Raw genomic sequence first — 18,515 nt, 5'->3', positions numbered from 1 at the left:
TGCTGGTGCTGGCCGGCCTGGCCCTCGCGGGCTCGGTATTCGCGGCCGTCCACCATGCCGAGGTGGTAGCGCACAAAGTGGGCGAGCCGTTCGGCACGCTGGTGCTGGCGATTGCGGTGACCGTGATCGAGGTGGCGCTGATCGTCTCGGTGATGCTGTCCTCCGGCCCCGAAAAAGCCGGGCTGGCGCGCGATACCGTGTTCGCCGCGGCCATGCTGGTATGCAACGGCATCGTGGGGATCTGTCTTCTGGTCGGCGGGCTGCGCCATCGCGAACAGGCTTTCCAGGCACCGGGCGCCACCGCCGCGCTGGCGGTGCTGGCCGCGCTGGCGGTGCTCACGATGGTGCTGCCGAACTACACCAGCGCCATCCCCGGACCCATGCTGTCGCAGTCGCAACTGGCCTTCGCGGGCATCGCCTCGCTGGTCCTCTACGGCAGCTTTGTGTTCGTGCAGACGGTGCGCCATCGGGACTACTTCCTTGTCGACGGCACCTCGGACGAGAGCGTGCACGCGCCGCCGCCGCCCGCGAAGATCGCGCTTGCCAGCGGCGGCATGCTGCTGGTTTGCCTGGTGGCGGTGGTCGGCCTGGCCAAGCTGCTCTCGCCCACGGTGGAAGCCGCGGTGGCCAGCGCCGGCGCGCCGCCGGCCGTGGTCGGCATCGTGATTGCCGCGCTGGTGCTGTTGCCGGAAGGCCTGGCCGCCTTGCGCGCCGCGCGCGCCGACCGGTTGCAGACCAGCATGAACCTGGCGCTGGGCTCCGCGCTGGCCAGCATCGGACTGACCATCCCGACCGTGGCCATGGTTTTCATCGTGGTCGGCAAGCCGCTGATGCTGGGCCTGGGCACGACCGAAACCGTGCTGCTCGCGCTGACCTTACTGGTCAGCACGCTCACGCTGCATTCCGGCCGCACCACCATGCTGCAAGGCGTAGTGCACCTGGTCATCCTGGCGGCCTACCTGTTCCTGTCCGTCGTGCCCTGAGCGCCGCTGACTGTGGCCCGCCAGCGGGCCACCTGCCTCGCGACGCGAAGCGAGCCGTCCCGYCTGCGCACGATCCTTGCTAGTGAGAGCGGATCGATCTCACTAGCGCCCGAGCGCAATCACCATGCTCCACCCCCCTCGCCTCTATCTCTACCTGGATGCCGTGGCCCGCCACGGCTCGATCCGCAAGGCCGCCGAGCAGCTCCACGTCGCCTCCACCGCGCTGAACCGGAAAATCCTGGAGGTGGAGCAACAGGTCGGCACCCCGCTGTTCGAGCGCCTGCCGCGCGGGGTGCGGCTGACCGCCGCCGGCGAAGTGCTGATCGCCACCGTGCGCCGCAGCCTGGCCGACCTGGACTCCGCCGCCGCGCAGATGGAGCAGCTGCGCGGGCTCGTGCGCGGCATGGTGCGCATTGCGACGGTCGAGTCAGTCGCTACGGATTTCCTGCCCGGTGTCATCGGCCACTACCAGTCCACCTATCGCGGCGTCCAGTTTCGCGTGTCGGTGGGCAACACCGGCGACCTGCTGGCCGCGCTCAGGGAGGACGAGGCCGACCTGCTGCTGGCGCACGATCCCCCTCCCACCGCCTTCCTGCATGAACTGACGGTATCCGCGCAACCCTTCTGCGCAATGATGCGCCCGGACCATCCGCTGGCTGGCCGGCGCTCGCTGCGGCTGTCCGACTGCCAGCCCTATCCGGTCGCGCTCGGGCCCGAGAGCTTCGGCAGCCGGCGGCTGATCGAGGCGATCTGCGCGCGCAACCGGCTGTCGCTACGGGTCATGCTGGAGGCGACCACTGTGGAGATGCTGATGAGCTTTGCGCGCCAGACCGGCGCGATCTGCTTCCAGTTCCAGGCCGGCACGCTGCGCGAGGCGCGCCAGGGCACGCTGGTCGCCGTGCCGCTGTCCGACCCCGAACTGTGCGGCGGCCGGCTGGTGCTGGGTGCCCGCAAGGGCCGCAACCTGCCCCCGCCGGCGGCGGCTTTTGCCGAGCACCTGAAGGCAGCGCTGACGGGCCTGCACCAGCCGTTGGCCGAGGCGGCCTGATGTGCGGCCTGACCGGCGCCGCGGCCCGCCACGCGCGCCGGCGAGTGCACACAATTTGCGTGCGCCATGAGAAGAAATAAGTGCTGGTTGCATGCAATCGAATTGCCGCAAACTGCATCCATCGCACATTCAATGCAGTCAAGCCAGGCGCCACCGGCCCGGCCCGGACACCTACGAAAGCAACGACAGCAACCACAGCAAGATGAGAATCCCGCAACAAGCATGAGCCAGCGCCGTTAGCCACCGGCGCATTCCCGCGCCAGCCATTTCCAGATCACGCACTTTTTAAATAGCCGGGGCCTGTCCCCGCGGGGGCGTTGTCGTGCCCGGAGAATTCGACAGAGCCAGCAACGAAAGAGAACGGGGTCAACCATGGAGGTCTTTATGCAACACAAGTTCAAGCCGGTCATGAAACTGGCGGTCATGGCCGCAGCCTTGCTCTGCGGCCATGCGATGGCGCAATCCAGCGTCACGCTTTACGGGATGGTTGACGCCTACGTGGGCGCCACCAAGGCAGGCGGCGCGGACCGCGCCTGGGGCGTCAACAGCGGCGGCATGCAAACCTCGTACTGGGGCATCAAGGGTACCGAGGATCTCGGCACCGGCCTCAAGGCGATCTTCGACCTCAACGGCTTCCTGCGCCCAGACACCGGCAAGCAGGGCCGCTTCGACGGCGATGCGCTGTTCACCCGCAATGCTTACGTCGGCCTGCAGAGCGCCACGCTGGGCACGGTCAAGATGGGGCGTAATACCACGCCCTACTTCCTCTCGACCATCCTCTTCAACCCGCTGGTCGACTCCTATGTGTTCTCGCCGGCGATCTTCCATACGTACTTCTCGGCCAGCAACGGCCGCGTGTACGACCCGGGCATCATCGGCGACTCGGGCTGGAGCAACTCGCTGGTGTACTCCACGCCGAACTTCGGCGGCCTCACCGCCAATGCCATCTACGCCTTCGGCGAGCAGGCGGGTAGCGTCGGCAAGAACAAGTGGGGCGGCAATGTGCTCTACTTCAACGGCAACTTCGGCGCCACGGTGGCCTTCCAGCAGGTCAAGTTCAACAGCGTGCCGGGCGACGTGACCTCGCCCGCGGCACTGTCCGGGTTCGACAAGCAGAACGCCGTGCAGGTGGGCGTGAGCTACGACTTCAAGGTGGTCAAGCTGTTCGCACAGGGCCAGTACATCAAGAGCAGCGTCAACAACGCCACCGGCGACATCAAGCACACCAACGGCCAGGTCGGCGCCTCGGTGCCGCTGGGCAACGGCAACGTGCTGGTCTCGTACGCCTACGACAAGACCAGGAACGATGTCGCGGACTTCAAGCGCAATACGGTTGGGCTGGCTTACGACTACAACCTGTCCAAGCGCACCGATGTCTATGCTGCCTACTTCTACGACAAGCTGAGCGACCAGTCGCATGCCGACAGCTTTGGGGTGGGTGTGCGGCACCGGTTCTGATCCGGCGCAAGGCGCACGGCGCGTGCGTGCGCATACATGACGGCCGGTCATTGCTGACCGGCCGTTTCCTTTCATAGCGACGAACGCCACTGCGCGCTTGCCGGACGCCATCCGGCATGCCTCTTTCCAGGCGCGAAGGCAGATGGCCGATCGCAGCGCGCGCTATGCTATGGTCTGGCGTCCCCCCGTAATGGGCCGTAGCAAAGCATGAAGCCCCTTTCCCACATCCACGCAATGGTTCCGCAAGCCGCCAGCCTGCCGGACCTCGATGCCCTGCTGGCGCGCGTGCGCGCCTGCCGCAGCTGCGAAGCGCACTTGCCGCTTGGCCCCCGCCCCGTAGTACAAGCCGCCACCCCGGCCCGCATCCTGATCGTCGGCCAGGCGCCCGGCACGCGCGTGCATGCCAGCGGCATCCCCTGGGACGATCCCAGCGGCGACCGCCTGCGCGAGTGGATGGGGATTGATAAGGAAGTTTTCTACGATCCCGCGCGCATCGCCATCATCCCGATGGGCCTGTGCTATCCGGGCCGCGGCGCCAGCGGCGACCTGCCGCCGCGCAAGGAGTGCGCACCGCTGTGGATGGACGCGTTGCTGGCGTGCCTGCCGGATATTGAACTGACACTGCTGGTCGGGCAATATGCGCAGCGGCGGTTTCTTGGCGCCGCTGCGCGCGGTGGCGTGACGCCGACGGTGGCGGGCTTTGCCGCGCATGGGCCGCGCTATCTGCCGTTGCCGCACCCGTCACCACGCAACCAGGGGTGGTTCAAGCGCAATGACTGGTTCGCCAGGGAGTTGCTGCCGGTACTGCGCCAGCAGGTTGCCACCGTCCTGGCGTGTCGGCGCGACTAGCCTGGGTTCTCAGGCGTCCTCCAGATGCGACTCCCCCCACTGCCGATGCCGCGAAGAACACGACACCCTGACATCGGTAGCTGTCTGGCCCTTCTTAATTCCTGGCGCTCACGCAGTTCGGCGATGAACCAAAAAAAATGCGCCACTCGGGCGCAGATTCTTCCAGCAACAGCCTTGTACCGCGCAGCGGCCGGGCAGTGCCCGGCGCGCCGCCTTACTTCGTAGCCGAAGCGGTGACGGATTCCATGGCCTCGCGCATCGGCTTGAGTGCCGTCTCGTAGGCTGCGACCCAACCCTGAGCACCGGCGCCAGGGAACGAACCGTTCGTGTTCGACATGAAATTCTGGCCAAGCGATGCCAGTGCTTCCTGGGTCTGCGCAACGTAGGCGCTCATCTGGCGCTGGGCTACCTGGGCGAACTCGGTGCCGGTGGCGGTGATGATTTCGTTCATGTGCCCGGCGTAGGCGCTCAACTTCTGGCCAAACGCATTGGTCAGTTCCGGCTTGAAGCCAGACACGCCGCCAACGGATTGCTGACTGGCTTCGCGCACGTATTCCGCGCCGTCCGCCAGGCTTGCCTTGGCCGCCTGCATGTTCAATTCGGTGATTTTTTCGGCGCCGCGGGCCAGGGGACCGACCAGCGCGACAAACAGGTCCAGGTTAGCTTGCTGGAAACCGAAGAACTGAGCTTGGGCCTGGGCTTGGGATTGGGCTTGCGAGGGTTGTGCCATGTAATAACTCCTGAGGATGATCCAACGCTTTCGAAGAGTTTTCCGTGGGCGGCATCACCTTTGCTGCGTTGCAGCAATTGGACACATCATAGGCTCATTGGACCAGGAGTCAAGCGAATTCAAAAAGACGTTTCCGGCCGCGCGATATGCCACGTATGCGCCCTACTCCACCGCCGGCCGGATGCATAGCAGGAGCCTGTGCCTGCCGTCATCCAGCGGCACGCGCACCGTGCCTTCGCCACAGCGGATCGCCAGCCCGTCAAGGACCGCATGCCCGCCGCCAGCACCGGGCGCGAGCGTCTCCACGCGGATTTCGTAGTGGCAGGCACCCAGGCTGATGGCAGCGTCAAACCCCGGCCACGCCGCCGGAATGCTCGGCTGGACGACCAGCCAGGCCCCTTCGCGGCGAATACCCAGGATGCCCTCCACCCCGGCGCGATACATCCATCCGGCCGCGCCGGTGTACCAGGTCCATCCGCCGCGTCCGGTGTGGGGTGCGACGGAATAGACGTCGGCCGCGACCACATAGGGTTCGACCTTGTAGCGCTCGACGCCAGCGGGCGTGCTTGCGTGGTGGATCGGGTTGAGCATGGAGAACAGTTCGACGGCTTTTGCGCCTTCGCCCAGCCTGGCGAAGGCGAGAACCGACCACATCGCGGCATGACTGTACTGCCCGCCGTTCTCACGCACGCCGGGCGGATAGGCTGCGATGTAGCCGGGATCGGGCGACGCGCCCTCGAATGGCGGCGAGAACAGCAACGCCAGCCCCTCATCGCGGCGCACCAGGTATTGCGCCATCGACGCCATGGCCGTCGCCGCGCGCGCGGGATCGCCCACGCCCGACAGCACGGCCCACGACTGGGTAAGGGCGTCGATCCGGCAAGCCGCGCTTGCCTTCGAGCCCAGCCAGGTGCCGTCGTCGAAGGTGGCGCGGCGATACCAGCCGCCGTCCCAGCCATGGCGCTCCAGCGCCTCGCCCAGCGCTGCCGCGTGTGCGCGCCAGCTTGCGGCGCGAGCGGCATCACGTGTATCGGCCAGCGGCGCAAAGAGCGCGAGGGTGCGTGCCAGCAGCCAGCCAAGCCAGACGCTCTCGCCCTTGCCGCCGGCCCCGACCCGGTTCATGCCATCGTTCCAGTCGCCGCCGCCGATCAGCGGCAGGCCGTGTTCCCCGGTCAAGGCAAGGCATCGCTCGATGCCTCGGGCGCAGTGCTCGAACAGCGAGGCCGAATCCTGCGCGGTCATTGGCTGGAAGAAGGTGTCATGTTCGTCGGCGCCAAGTGCCGGCCCGTCGAGGAAAGGCACCGGCTCATCCAGCACCGCCGCATCGCCCGAGCAGGAAATGTAGGTCGCCGTGGCGAAAGCCAGCCAGACGCAATCGTCGGTAATCCGGGTACGCACGCCCTGCCCGGTATGCGCCAGCCACCAGTGCTGGACGTCGCCCTCGGCAAACTGCCTCGCCGCTGCCCGCAGCAGATGCTGTCGCGTGGCCGCCGGCCTGGCAAAGGTGAGCGCCATGTTGTCCTGCAGCTGATCGCGAAAGCCATAGGCGCCGCTCGCCTGATAGAACGCCGAGCGCGCCCAGATGCGGCAGGCAAGGGTCTGGTACAGCAGCCAGCCATTGAGCATGATGTCCATCGCGCGGTCCGGCGTCCTGACCTGGACCGCGCCAAGCAGTGTGTCCCAGTGTCCCGTCACGGCATCGAGCACCGCGTCGAGATCGGCGGCGCGATAGCGCAGCACCAGTGCCCTCGCCTCAGCGACGGAGGCGCACTCTCCGAGCAAGGCAACGACTTCGAGCGTCTCGCCCGGAGCGAGCTCCACGAAGCACTGCAAGGCCGCGCAGGGGTCGTAGCCCGCGCCCACCGCCCCGGACAATGGCGTGGCGCCAAGCAGCGCCGCGGGCGCTTCGGTGCCGCCGTTGCGGCCCAGGAACTCGGTGCGGTCGGCGGTCCAGGCCGTCTGCCTGCCGCTGAGATCGGCAAAGGCGACGCGGCCGGAGAAGGCGGTGCTCCAGGGATTGCGCGCCAGCAACGCATGGGTGGCTTCGTCGATCCCGGTCACGATGAACGGGCCCGAGGCGCCGCGGGCGGTACCAAGCACCCACTCCACGTAAGCGGTGACGGAAAGCCGGCGGCGCCCGGCGGACAGGTTGCTCAAGGTCAGGCGTGAGATCTTGACCGGGTCTTCGAGCGGCACGAACTGCAGCAGGTCAAGCGCAATGCCGTTGGCCTGGTGCGCAAAGCGGCTGTAGCCATGTCCATGGCGGGCCGTGTAGGCGCCGCCGTCGCGGATAGGCCGCGCGGTCGGGCTCCAGACCTGGAGGCTGTCTTCGTCGCGGACGTAGATCGCCTCGCCGGCCGGATCCAGCACCGGGTCGTTGGACCAGGGCGTGAGCTGGTTCTCGCGGCTGTTCTCCGCCCAGGTGTAGCCGCTGCCCTGCGCCGAGGCCTGGAAGCCAAAGCCGGGATTGGCGACCACATTGATCCACGGCGCGGGTGTCGAGGCCGCGCCATCGAGCACGATGACATACTCGCGCCCGTCCTTGTCGAAGCCGCCAAGCCCGTTGAAGAACTCAAGGTCCGGCGCGGCCCGCGGCGGCATTGGCGACGGACGCGGAGCCTGGCCGCGCGCGGGAGCGGCGCGCTGCGGCGGCTGCGGCAAGTGGGCTAGCTGCTCGGCGATGGAGCCCCGGCGTGCGGCCAGCACGACGCGGGCGACCGACAGGAGCAAGGCCCGCGCCTCGACGCGCATCAGGTCCGCGCGCAGCGTATAGACCGAGCCTTGCGCCAGTTCGTCACCGAAGCGTGGCCGCGACTGGCTGCTACGCACCGCCGTCTCGATGGCGATCTGCAGGTCCTGGATATAGGAAGAGGCACGTTCATTGACGATGACCAGGTCGACGGCCAGCCGCTTCATGCGCCAGTACTCGTGTGCGCGCAGCAGCTGGCGAACCTGCGCCATATCGTCGATCTCGTCGATGCGCAACAGAACGATCGGCAGGTCGCCGGAGATGGCATGCGGCCAGAGCCCGGACTGCGGCCCCGCCCCTTGCGCAATCGCCTCCGACGGAACGCGGAAACGGGAATCGGCATAGAGGATCGGCGCCGCCAGGCGCTGGAAATCCGCCGCCTCGTCCGCCTTGACGTCGAGATGGCGCAACTGGACCTGGGCCTGGGTCCAGGCCAGGGTCTTGGCCCGCTCGAACGCGCTGCGGTCATGATGCTTGTCGATCAGGTCCAGCAGTGCGGCGCGCGACGGCGCCACCAGCGTCCAGAAGGCAATCCGGGCAACCCGGCCCGGCGCGACGCGCACGCGCTGCCGGAGCGAGAAGATCGCGTCGAGCACCGTGCCGACCGTGTCCGAGAGGGGGTCGCCATCCCGGATGCCATCGGCGATCCTGCCAGCACGCCCCTGTCCGAGGAAATTCGCCCGGTCGGTCTCGTACTGGGGATCCGCAACCACCTCGCCTTCGACCACCGTGAAATGCGCGGCCCAGATCTCGGGCTCCGCGGGTGAGCGCGGACGGCGCGTGGCAACGAGCGCACCGAACTCGGCCAGGTATTCGGTCTGGACAAACAGCTTGGAAAAGGCCGGATGCGCGACGTCGGCGGCCTGCACAGCCAGGACCAGTTCCGCATAGGAAGTCAGCTCGATCTCGCGCGCACGGCGCCCGCTGTTTGCCAGCGAGACACGCCGGACTTCCCCGTCGTCCTCTCCGGAGACCAGGATGGAGAGCGTGGTGGTCAGGCTGCCATCCCGCCGGATGAACTCCGCGTGATCTTCCGCGAAGACCACTTCACTGCCCTGCCCGCTCTCTTCAGCGTCACCGCCGGCGAATTGCGCGCCGGCCGGCCAGACGCTGCGGCTCTGCGTATCGCGCAGGAAGATAAAGCTGCCAGCGTCATCGCGGGTTGCGTCCTCGCGCCAGCGCGTCACGGCAAGATCGCGCCAGCGGCTGTAGCCCGCGCCGGCCGCGGTCAGCATCACCGCGTAGCGCCCGTTCGACAGCAGATGCGTGACCGGCGCGCCGGCCGGCGCCCCCGAGACCCTGCGCACCGTGGCATCTTCGTTGCCGGCCTCCACCGCGGAAGCCTTTACCTCTTCGGCGCGTGGATGCGCAATGGCGACATTGCGCGGTATGCGCTCCTGCAACAGCAGTTCGGTGGCCTGGATCATCGGCTCGCGATGGAAGCGCTCCCGCATCTGCCCGCCGTGCAGGCTATTGGCGATGGCGACGATGGTCATGCCCTGGTGATGGGCCATGTAGCTGCGGATGATGGCGAACTCCTCGTCTTCCGGCAGCCGGGAGCGGGTGAAATCCAGGGCCTCGTAGAAGCCGTAACGTCCTTTTGCCCCGATCTGCGCGAGACGGGCGTAGTTCTGCTGCGCGCCCTGCGGGTCCACCATGGTCGCGAGACCGGTCGCATACGGAGCGATCACGACGTTGTCGGAAAGCCCGCGCTTCAGGCCCAGCCCCGGCACGCCGAAGTTGGAGTACTGGTACGTAAACTCCATATCGCGGGCGTTGTATGCCGATTCGGACACGCCCCACGGCACGCCCAGCGAGCGGCCGTAGGCCTGCTGGCGTTCCACCACCAGCCGGTTGGTCTGCTCGAGCAGGCTGCCTGCCGGCGCGCGCATGATCAGCGAGGGCATCAGGTACTCGAACATGGACCCGGACCAGGAAATCAATGCCGATCCATTGCCCAGCGGCGTGGCGGTCCGGCCAAGTCGGAACCAGTGGCGCGTGGACACATCGCCCTTGGCGATGGCAAACAGGCTGGCGAGCCGCGCTTCCGACGCCAGCAGGTCATAGCAACTGACGTCGAGGCGGTTTTCGTCCTGCGAATAGCCGATCGACAGCAGCTTGCGCTCCTCGTCGATGAGAAACGCGAAGTCCATCCCCAGCGCCATCTCGCGCGCCAGCCCGGCCAGCGCGTTCAGGCGCGTGCGGAGCAAGTCCGGCGCGTCGATCCGCTGTACCCGGTCTTGCTCATGTTCGGCCACGGTCTTGCGCAGGGCCTCCATCCAGAACGCCAGGTCGGCGAGGCTGTCATCGCCCGTCGCGGGCAGGATGTCGTGGGCGATGCCCGCGCATTTCTCGGTGAGCCGCTTGAGCGCGGGCATCAGCATGGCCATGGCCTGCGTGCCATCGAGCTGGGTTTCGACCTGCTCAAGCAGTTCATTGAGTTTGCCGGCGCGCTCGCTGCCGGCTATGGCCAGTCCGGCTATGGCCTCGCGCGCCAGCCTGACGGTGTCCATCATGCCAAGCCGGAACTCCGGCGCCGCCGCGCCATCGGTCCATTCTTCGCAGGCGTTGGCCAGCGCGATCAGGTGGCCGGCCAGGTTGCCGCTGTCCACCGATGAGACATAGGCAGGCGTCAGCGCGCGCAGATCCAGCGTCCCGTACCAGTTGTAGAAATGGCCATGGGAACGCGGCAGCTTGCGCATGGCGGAGAACGCCGCTTCCAGCCGCTCGACCGTCGCCGCCGTTCYACTCCAGCCAAAGTCGCGCGCGGCAATGGCGGAGAGCAGGTACAGGCCGATATTGGTGGGGGAGGTCCGGTGCGCGACGACCGGTCTTGGCTGCTCCTGGAAATTGTCGGGCGGAAGCATATTGTCCGCCGGCGTCACCATGGTCTCGAAGTAGCGCCAGGTGCGGCGCGCGGTCAGGCGCAGCTCGCGCGCGTCCGTGTCCGACACTACCAGCCGCCTGCCGACCTTCGGCGCCCGGCTTGCCCACAGCGCAAGCACCGGCGCCGTCAGCCAGAGCAATCCAAGGGGAAGCACAAGCGGCCAGGAAACGGGGGCGAAGCCAAGCGTGCCGGCCATCGCCGCCAGCGTCAGCGATACCCCGCCCGCCATCTGCCGGTAAGAGCCGCCCAGGTCGAGCCGTGGACTGGTCATCGACTGGGCGGCCGTGGTCCATTCCAGCAGGTGGCGGCGCGTGAATCGCAGCCGCGCCGCCGTCCTGGCGATGGCATCGGCCATCCGCCAGGCCACGTCGGGCAGGAACGCGAGCGTCAGCAGGACCTGCGTGGCGGCGCCGCGCAGGTCGCCGGCCAGCATCCCGACGTGATTGCGCAGCCGGATGCCGGCGCGGTGGGGAATCACGGAAAACATACCGGGAAAGAAAACAGGAATGACCATGGCCGCAAGCAAGAGCAGCGTGCCGCGCAAGGCGGCGCCCGGCGGCAGCAGCCAGCACGCGGCAAAGCCCAGCAGCAGCGAAGGCGCGAGCAGCGAGCGCCGCAGGTTATCCAGCATCTTCCAGCGGCCCAGCATCGGTACCGCCGCGCTGCCCGCGCGGCCGCGGAAAATCCAGTCGACAAGTTGCCAGTCACCGCGCGTCCAGCGATGCTGGCGCTTGGCCGCGACGTCATAGCGCGCAGGGAAATCCTCGATGACTTCGATATCCGAGGCCAGGCCGGCCCGGGCGAACGTGCCTTCGAAAAGATCATGGCTGAGCACCGCATTCTCCGGAACGCGGCCGCGCAGCGCGGCCTCGAAGGCGTCGACATCATAGATGCCCTTGCCGGTGTACGAACCTTCTCCGAAGATGTCCTGGTAGACGTCCGATGCGGCTGCCGCATAAGGATCGATGCCGCCCGGTGCCGAGAATATGCGCTGGTACAGCGAACCTTCGCTGCCAACCGGCAGCGAAGGCGTGACGCGCGGCTGCAGGATGGCGTAGCCGCCGGTGACGCGCTGCAGCTGTTCGTCAAACCGTGGCCGGTTCAGCGGGTGGGCCATCTTGCCGATCAGCCGGAGCGCCGCGTCGCGCGGCAGGCGCGTGTCGGCATCGAGGGTGATCACGTAGCGCACGCCGGGCGGTACCTGGGGCGGCTGGCCGTCAAGGGGGACAAAGCTCGTGTCCGTGGCGCCGCGCAGCAGCCGGTTGAGTTCATGGAGCTTGCCGCGCTTGCGCTCCCAGCCCATCCACACGCCTTCACCCGCGTTGAAGACGCGGCGCCGGTGCAGCAGCAGGAAGCGGTTGCCGGCGGGGCCAGGCCAGTAGCGGCGATTCAGCTCGCCGATCGCCTCGACGGCCACGGCCAGCAGCGCGGCGTCGCCCGGCATGGTCTCGTCGTCGGCATCGGTCCCATCGGTCAGCAGCGCGAAGGTCAGGTCGCCGCCGGCGCCGGCGAGGTGGTGGACTTCAAGACGCTCGATCTGCTCGCGCAGGCTGGCTTCGCTCGACAACAGCGTGGGGACCGCCACCAGCGTGCGCAGCGAACTCGGCACGCCTTCGGTCAGTTCAAGCCCCGGCAGGATGGATGCCCCAAAGGTCCAGCCGATCCCGCGATTGACCAGTGCCGTCGCCACCTCGCTGGCTGGCACAAGGCCTAGCAGGCCCACCAGCGCAAGCCAGCCGCCGGAGAGCGCGGGAACCGCCACCGCGGCGAGCAACCAGAGCGAAGCGGTGAGCAAGCCGATGGTGACGAGCAGGATCGCGCCCGCATAGCCGCCGATCCCAAGCGCGATATTGATACGGCTAAACCGCAGCCGTGCAGGGGGACGGAATCCGATCAACGCCTCGAAGGCACGCCTGCCCTCGGCGATCAGGTGATATCCCGGATCCCCGATGCGCTCCGCCTGTGCCACATCTGCGCTGCCGGCGGACGCGGCGCGCGCGGTGGCCAGCGCAAGATCGGCGATCTCGAGCTCCGAAGCCGGCGAGCCCCGGGCGAGTTGCTCGATGGCGCTGCGGTACAGATTGCGGGTGGCGAAATCCATCGCGGCATAGCCGCTGCCCACGCGCAACCGCTCGTCGACCAGGCTCACGCTCTCAAACAGCTCAGCCCAGTCGATGTCGGAAATCAAGCGCATGCTGGTGATGACATTGCGCACGGTGACGTTCGATGCGCCCTGGCGCTGCTGGGCGTGCCGCACCACGTCGTTGATCGATGCGCCCTGCAGCCCGAGCCGCTCCTCCAGCCAGCCGAGCGTTGGCGTGGTTCGGGGGTCCTGGTCCCTGAGCCGCTTGGCCAGTTGCGCGGCGAACAGTTCCGACAAAGGCGCCAACGGGCGCGAGGCGATATCCGTATCGAGCGCCGAGCGGGCGCAACCCGATTTGAGAAGCCGCTTCGACAAGGCGTCCGCGTCCGCGCGTGCGATGCGCCCGGCAGTGATCTGCTCCGCCAGCCGCCGCAGGTTTTCGATCAGGACAATGCGCAGCGTGATGGCCACCGCCCACAGTTCGCCGATGGTCAGGGGCTGCACGCGCTGGTAGGCGGTAATGAACCGCCGCAGGGTGTCAGGATCGACATGGCTGTCGGTATGCGCGACGAAGGCCCAGGCAAGGCCAAAGACGCGCGGGTAGCCGGCGAAGGGCCCCTCGCCAAGCTTGGGCAACTGGCGATAGTAACCAGGGGGCAGGTCGTCGCGTATCTCGCGGATCTGCGCCTCCACCAGGTGATAGTTGTCGAGCAGCCATTCGGCGGCGGGCACAACCGCCCTGCCGCTTTCCAGCTCCGCCGCGCCGGCCCGGTAGGCCGCCAGCAAGACCGCGGCATTGTCATTGAGGCGGCTGCGCAGGGACCGGACACGCGGCGGCTTTGCCGTGACGGGCTGGGCGGCGGCAAGGCTTTGCGCATGCTGCTCCAGCCGCTCGATGCCGAACAGTTCCTCCCGTACGGGTGCCTTGTCGTCCCACGGCGAAGGCGAGCGGGAATACTCGAACGTACGGCCTAGAGCTGAATACATGCGCGCCTTGGTTGTCAACGTGGATCGGGAAACGGACTCGCCTCCTTGAAAACGGCTGGCCGGCAAGCTCCGCGCTTGCCGGCCATCATGCGATCGCTTCGCGGACTGTTGCGCTCACGAGAACGTTGTCGCCTATAAGCGACCCATAAGTAACAACACAACCACCACTAGCAGCAGCACGCCTAGCACGCCGCTAGGCATATAGCCCCAGGAACGGCTATGCGGCCAGGTCGGCATGACGCCGAACAAGACCAATACAAGCACGACCAGCAATACGGTTCCTAACATGTAACGCTCCCTTTCCGACTCCGCGTTTCGGCCAGGCCTCCACAGCTATCTCGCCAGGGGGGCCGGAATCTTCGAGCCCGAGGCAAAGGTAGCCGCGCCACTTCGCGTCACTTGGCACGGGCCTGACCGCTAACGTCACCCTGCCATTGATTGGGTATGTTGTCGGTACGATGACGGACAGTGCGGACAGTGTGGCGCCGCCGGGCCGCCGGGACTGTGTGACAAGCGGGAATCAAATCCAGCGCCCGGAAACCGTCCGGGAAGAAGATGACCTGCCGTGTATGGTCACGCAGCGCTGCGGATCCGCAGCGGATTCGTTGCGGGAAGAGACGCAGCGATGAGAATGGCATGACAACCATCGGCAGCCCAGGGCCCAGGTGATGGCAGCATGCTTCGGGGAGGCACTGGAACCGAGAGCCCTGGCGGAAAGGAGCGGGGCGCGACTGAGGACCCGGTACCGACACAGCCTGGCGCGCACATTTGGCGCGCCGCTGTGCCTTCATCTTCGCATACTCTGCCCCTGTTGCCCGCCTTATATTTTTGCGGGAACGTTTCCTGATTCCGGCTACGCGGGCGCGTGGCTTTGGCGCCGCCTGACGAGTGCCGGTTCGGGCCGGGCTCCGGCAGCCGCGCTTAGCGCGCCATCAGTTTCGCGGCAATGCCCGCGACATGCCGTCCCTGGTAACGGGCGATCGCCAATTCGTTCTCGCTGGGTTGGCGCGAGCCATCGGCCGCGGTCAGGGTAGACGCGCCATAAGGCGAACCGCCGGTGATCTGGCTCATGTCGAGCAGACGCGCCTCGGTGTACGGCACGCCCACGATCACCATCCCCTGGTGCAACAGCGTGGTGTGGAAGCTGGTGATGGTGGTTTCCTGTCCTCCATGCTGGGTCGCCGTGCTGGTAAAGACACTCCCGACCTTGCCAACCAGCCCGCCGCTCATCCACAGCCCGCCAGTCTGGTCGAGAAAGTTGCGCATCTGCGCGCACATATTGCCAAAGCGCGTGGGCGTGCCGAACAGGATGGCATCGGCGTCGGCCAGTTTCTCCGGCACGGCCATCGGCACATGGGCGAAGGCCGCGCGGGCGGCCTTCGCCCCACTCTTTTCCAGCACGGCGTCGGGCACCAGTTCCGGCACTTGCAGCAGCGCCACCTCGGCGCCGTCAACTTCGCGCGCGCCTGCCGCCACGGCTTCGGCCATCTTGTAGACGTGTCCGTACATGCTGTAGAAGACCACCTGAATCTTGCAGGTCATGACAAGGCTCCTGTGTGTAGGAAGGGGCAGGCGCCCGGAGGACGTCCGCAACAGAAGTAGCCGGCACTGATCATCGCCGGCGCGGGGCGCGCACATACGGTATGCAGTGCCGCCCATCTGCTTGAGTCTAGGCGACGACAGCGCGCCGCGCGACGGCGGCCACCCTTCCCTTCGCATCCGCGCCGCCTACAATGAAATACCCTGGGATGTGCCCGTGCCGCGCGGCACGGGCCTGCCGGGCCCGCGTCAACGAGGGAGATTCGCGATGACAACGGCATGTCCGCATCTCGCGCTGAGCCACCCTGTCACACCGAGCGCAAGCGGTTGCGAGGAATGCATGCGCAGCGGCGACGAATGGGTGCACTTGCGCCTGTGCCTGTGCTGCGGCCACGTCGGCTGCTGCGACGATTCCCCCAACCGGCATGCCACCCGGCATTTCCTCGCCACCGAGCATCCGGTGATCCAGTCGTTCGAGCCGGGCGAATCCTGGCGATGGTGCTATATCGACAAGCTGTTCATCCCTTGAAGGGCGTCCAGCCAATGCCCGGCAACACCGCCAAAGCCCCTAAAGGCGCTGAAGCCGCTGAAGCCGCAAGCCAGTCCAGACACGCCAATCCCGCAAGGAGAATGCCATGCTGTCGACTCCCATTGACCAGACCGATCACGTGCTGGGGCGCGCAGCGGCCCACGTCACCGTGGTCGAGTACGGTGACTTCGAATGCCAGTATTGCCACCTGGCCTATGGCGGCGTGAAGATCCTGCTCAGCCGTTACCACGACCGCGTGTGCTTTGTGTACCGCCATTTCCCGCTGACCGCCTGGCACCAGCTGGCCGAGGGCGCCGCCGAAGCGGCCGAGGCGGCCGGAGCCCAGCACAAGTTCTGGCCGATGCACCAGCAAATGTTCGAGCGGCATCACGGACTCAAGCCCGCGGCCTTGCGGCAGTACGCCGCCGCGCTGGAACTGGATCTTGAGCGCTATGACTACGACATGAAGTCCCACTCCTACCTCCAGCGTGTGCGCGAGCACCAGCAGAGCGGCATCGCCAGCCATGTGCGCGGCACGCCGGCCTTCTTCGTCAACGGGGTGATACAGGATGTGACCTTCGGCATGGAGCATCTCGACCACGCCATCGCCGCAGCGCTGCACCGCTGGGGGGCTGGCTAGCCGCCGGCGGGCGTTGCCGCCTCCGCGGCGCTATAGACGTGCCGCGTGGCCAGCAGCGATGCAAGATCGGCATCGCCGGCAATCACCGCCTTCAGGATCTGCGCGTGCTCGTCCCAGTTCTGCTGGGCGCGCAGGTGGTGAGCCGGCGCGAATACCAGCCCGGTGCGCTCACGCAGCGAGCGCATCATGTCTTGCAGCACGCTGTTGGCGGCGATGGTGCCCAGCACCTCATGAAAACGGAAGTTGAGCGCGAGCAGGCACTCGGCCTCGTCCTCGCGGGCGGCCGCGCTGCCCTGGCGCAGGACCTCCTGCAACTCGGCGACCAGCCGCGGGTCGCGCCGCTGCGCGGCCAGCCTGGCATTGAGGCCCTCCAGGGTGGCGCGCACTTCGACCATTTCCCTGGCGACATGCTCCGACAGGCAAGCCACCGAGGCGCCGCGGCGCGGCTCGATGCTGACCAACCCTTCGGCCGCCAGCGCGCGCAGCGCTTCGCGCACCGGCACGCGCGACACGCCCAGCTCGGCCGACAGTGTGTGTTCCACCAGCCGGTCGCCCTGGCGGTAGGCGCCGCCGACGATGCGCTGGCGCAGCGTGTCGGTCACCAGCGCGAACAGCGGCGAATGGCGCGTGCCGAGGTTATCGCCGGAAAGCGCCGCCTTGGCGCCGGGTGGAACACTGCCGGATTGGTCGGACATGTTCGTCATGTGGTCGCGCGACATGGCGAGCGCCTGGCCCGCCACGTGCGCGTGGGTTCAGCTGCGTTGGAAGGTGAAGCTGTCCGCGTAGATATGCGCGCCGCTGGCACCGAGCGCGAGGAACGTCTCGCGCGCGTCGCGGATCATGTCCGGCGAGCCGCACAGGTAGATCGCATGTTCGGACAGGTCCGGCAGGTCGGCGGCGACGGCGTGCTGCACATGACCGCGCCGGCCGCTCCATGCCTCGTCCGCGCGCGACAGCACCGGTACGTACTGGAAATCGTAGAGACGCGCGCCCCACGCCTGGATCTGCTCGTGCATGTAGAGATCCGCCGCGGTGCGCATGCCCCAGTACAGCGAGACCGGCGGGCAGTCCGGATCGTCCATCAGCGATTCAAGGATGCTCTTGATCGGGGCGAGGCCGGTGCCGGTGGCCACCATCACCAGCGGACGATAGTCGTCCTTGCGGAAATAGAAGCCGCCCAGAGGCAGCTCCACGTCGAGCCGGTCGTCCGAGCGCAAGCTGGCCAGCAGGCGTTCGGTAAAGTAGCCGCCGGGAATGCGGCGCACGTGCAGGTCCACCGTGCGGTCTCTCGGCACCGACGCCATCGAGAAGCTGCGCGCGATGCCGTCGCCGGTGAAGATCTTCAGGTACTGGCCGGGGCGGTAGTCGAGCGTTTCCGCCTGCGGCAGTTCCAGCGTCAGGTGCACCACGTCGGCGCTGAGCGGCGCGATATTGCGGATCACGGCGGTGTGCCGCGCGGGTTCGGCGCATGGCTCGCCCGGCCGCGCGGTGCTGATCACCAGGTCGCTGGTGGGCCGGGCCTGGCATGCCAGCGCAAAGCCTTCGGCCTCTTCTTCCGGGGTCAGGCCCATGGGGTACTCGTCATAGGCCACCGCGCCTTCGACCAGCCTGACGCGGCACGTGGCGCAGCCGCCGAAGCGGCAGTCGTGCGCCATCTGCACGTTGGCGCGCAGGGCACCGTCCAGCACCGTTTCGCCGGCGCCGGCTTCGAATGATTGCTGGGATTCGAGGAGATGGATGCGGTAGGACATGGCTGACTCGGAATGCGTGGGGATATGGGCTTTGAAACCTAAAACCTAAAACCTAAAACCTAAAACCTAAAATCTAAAACCTAAAGTCAAAGGCGGTTTCACCCCCCTGCGGGGGGCGACCTACTTTCTTGTCTYGCCAAGAAAGTAGGCAAAGAAGGCGCGCCGGATGGGGCGACACCCCCTCGGGATCCGGCGAAAAGAGCGGCCGGGACCCAAACTCGCATCGCCTTAAGGCGATACTCAAACATGGGTCCCTCTCGATACTCAAACATGGGTCCCTCT

The 18,515-nt window shown here is 67.1% G+C and carries 12 protein-coding genes; 6 read left to right on the top strand and 6 right to left on the bottom strand.

All coding sequences use genetic code 11. The features are described from left to right. From AC1DKD_RS25435 to AC1DKD_RS25420, 4 genes are all read left to right on the top strand, one after another. On the top strand, positions 1 to 983 hold a 983-nt coding region (locus AC1DKD_RS25435), incomplete at its 5' end, for a calcium:cation antiporter (RefSeq protein WP_477143845.1). 124 nt (positions 984 to 1,107) lie between these two features. Beyond that, positions 1,108 to 2,031 carry a LysR family transcriptional regulator gene (locus AC1DKD_RS25430; RefSeq protein WP_441628727.1) on the top strand — a complete coding sequence of 308 codons (924 nt, stop codon included), beginning with the start codon at positions 1,108 to 1,110 and terminating at the stop codon, positions 2,029 to 2,031. Between the two features lie 384 nt (positions 2,032 to 2,415). After that, a complete protein-coding gene (locus AC1DKD_RS25425) occupies positions 2,416 to 3,489 on the top strand; it encodes a porin (RefSeq protein WP_276286500.1) in 1,074 nt (357 codons plus the stop codon). A gap of 207 nt (positions 3,490 to 3,696) precedes the next feature. Beyond that, positions 3,697 to 4,338, top strand: coding sequence for a uracil-DNA glycosylase family protein (locus AC1DKD_RS25420; protein WP_441628724.1), 642 nt, complete (start codon positions 3,697 to 3,699; stop codon positions 4,336 to 4,338). A 214-nt stretch (positions 4,339 to 4,552) separates the two neighbouring features. Here AC1DKD_RS25420 and AC1DKD_RS25415 read toward each other — a convergent pair whose 3' ends face one another. The 4 genes from AC1DKD_RS25415 to wrbA all read right to left on the bottom strand — a co-directional run bounded on the left by AC1DKD_RS25415 (position 4,553) and on the right by wrbA (position 15,316). Further along, positions 4,553 to 5,068 carry a phasin family protein gene (locus tag AC1DKD_RS25415; RefSeq protein ID WP_045240143.1) on the bottom strand — a complete coding sequence of 172 codons (516 nt, stop codon included), beginning with the start codon at positions 5,066 to 5,068 and terminating at the stop codon, positions 4,553 to 4,555. A gap of 162 nt (positions 5,069 to 5,230) precedes the next feature. Continuing rightward, positions 5,231 to 13,774, bottom strand: a complete 8,544-nt coding sequence (locus tag AC1DKD_RS25410; RefSeq protein ID WP_477143844.1) for a GH36-type glycosyl hydrolase domain-containing protein — start codon at positions 13,772 to 13,774, stop codon at positions 5,231 to 5,233. Between the two features lie 132 nt (positions 13,775 to 13,906). After that, on the bottom strand, positions 13,907 to 14,062 hold the full coding sequence (locus AC1DKD_RS25405) for a DUF3309 family protein (protein WP_441628720.1): 156 nt from the start codon (positions 14,060 to 14,062) through the stop codon (positions 13,907 to 13,909). Between the two features lie 633 nt (positions 14,063 to 14,695). Next, positions 14,696 to 15,316, bottom strand: a complete 621-nt coding sequence (gene wrbA, locus AC1DKD_RS25400; RefSeq protein ID WP_441628718.1) for an NAD(P)H:quinone oxidoreductase — start codon at positions 15,314 to 15,316, stop codon at positions 14,696 to 14,698. Positions 15,317 to 15,581: 265 nt separating this feature from the next. Here wrbA and AC1DKD_RS25395 point away from each other — a divergent pair, with 265 nt between their 5' ends. Next, positions 15,582 to 15,842 carry a UBP-type zinc finger domain-containing protein gene (locus AC1DKD_RS25395; protein WP_441628716.1) on the top strand — a complete coding sequence of 87 codons (261 nt, stop codon included), beginning with the start codon at positions 15,582 to 15,584 and terminating at the stop codon, positions 15,840 to 15,842. Between the two features lie 106 nt (positions 15,843 to 15,948). After that, positions 15,949 to 16,482 carry a DsbA family protein gene (locus AC1DKD_RS25390; protein ID WP_441628714.1) on the top strand — a complete coding sequence of 178 codons (534 nt, stop codon included), beginning with the start codon at positions 15,949 to 15,951 and terminating at the stop codon, positions 16,480 to 16,482. Here the strand turns inward: AC1DKD_RS25390 and AC1DKD_RS25385 are convergent. After that, entirely contained in the window at positions 16,479 to 17,177 is a 699-nt protein-coding gene (locus AC1DKD_RS25385; RefSeq protein WP_441628842.1) for a GntR family transcriptional regulator, read from the bottom strand. The genes AC1DKD_RS25390 and AC1DKD_RS25385 overlap by 4 nt on opposite strands. Before the next feature lie 57 nt (positions 17,178 to 17,234). Next, the gene (locus AC1DKD_RS25380; RefSeq protein WP_441628712.1) at positions 17,235 to 18,233 is read right to left on the bottom strand and encodes a 2Fe-2S iron-sulfur cluster-binding protein; all 999 of its coding nucleotides are present in this window, start codon (positions 18,231 to 18,233) and stop codon (positions 17,235 to 17,237) included. Between the last annotated feature and the right edge of the window lie 282 nt (positions 18,234 to 18,515).

Source organism: Cupriavidus sp. 05T313, from assembly GCF_056396665.1.
The sequence above is the reverse complement of the archived record's forward strand: the minus strand, read 5'-3'. Positions and strand labels throughout refer to the sequence as shown.

Excerpts from the sequence above, each read along its gene's own strand:
- AC1DKD_RS25420 (WP_441628724.1), top strand. The coding sequence starts at position 3,697 with ATGAAGCCCCTTTCCCACATCCACGCAATGGTTCCGCAAGCCGCCAGC.
- AC1DKD_RS25430 (WP_441628727.1), top strand. The coding sequence starts at position 1,108 with ATGCTCCACCCCCCTCGCCTCTATCTCTACCTGGATGCCGTGGCCCGC.
- AC1DKD_RS25385 (WP_441628842.1), bottom strand. The coding sequence starts at position 17,177 with ATGTCCGACCAATCCGGCAGTGTTCCACCCGGCGCCAAGGCGGCGCTT.
- AC1DKD_RS25395 (WP_441628716.1), top strand. The coding sequence starts at position 15,582 with ATGACAACGGCATGTCCGCATCTCGCGCTGAGCCACCCTGTCACACCG.
- AC1DKD_RS25425 (WP_276286500.1), top strand. The coding sequence starts at position 2,416 with ATGCAACACAAGTTCAAGCCGGTCATGAAACTGGCGGTCATGGCCGCA.
- AC1DKD_RS25380 (WP_441628712.1), bottom strand. The coding sequence starts at position 18,233 with ATGTCCTACCGCATCCATCTCCTCGAATCCCAGCAATCATTCGAAGCC.
- wrbA (WP_441628718.1), bottom strand. The coding sequence starts at position 15,316 with ATGACCTGCAAGATTCAGGTGGTCTTCTACAGCATGTACGGACACGTC.
- AC1DKD_RS25405 (WP_441628720.1), bottom strand. The coding sequence starts at position 14,062 with ATGTTAGGAACCGTATTGCTGGTCGTGCTTGTATTGGTCTTGTTCGGC.
- AC1DKD_RS25390 (WP_441628714.1), top strand. The coding sequence starts at position 15,949 with ATGCTGTCGACTCCCATTGACCAGACCGATCACGTGCTGGGGCGCGCA.
- AC1DKD_RS25415 (WP_045240143.1), bottom strand. The coding sequence starts at position 5,068 with ATGGCACAACCCTCGCAAGCCCAATCCCAAGCCCAGGCCCAAGCTCAG.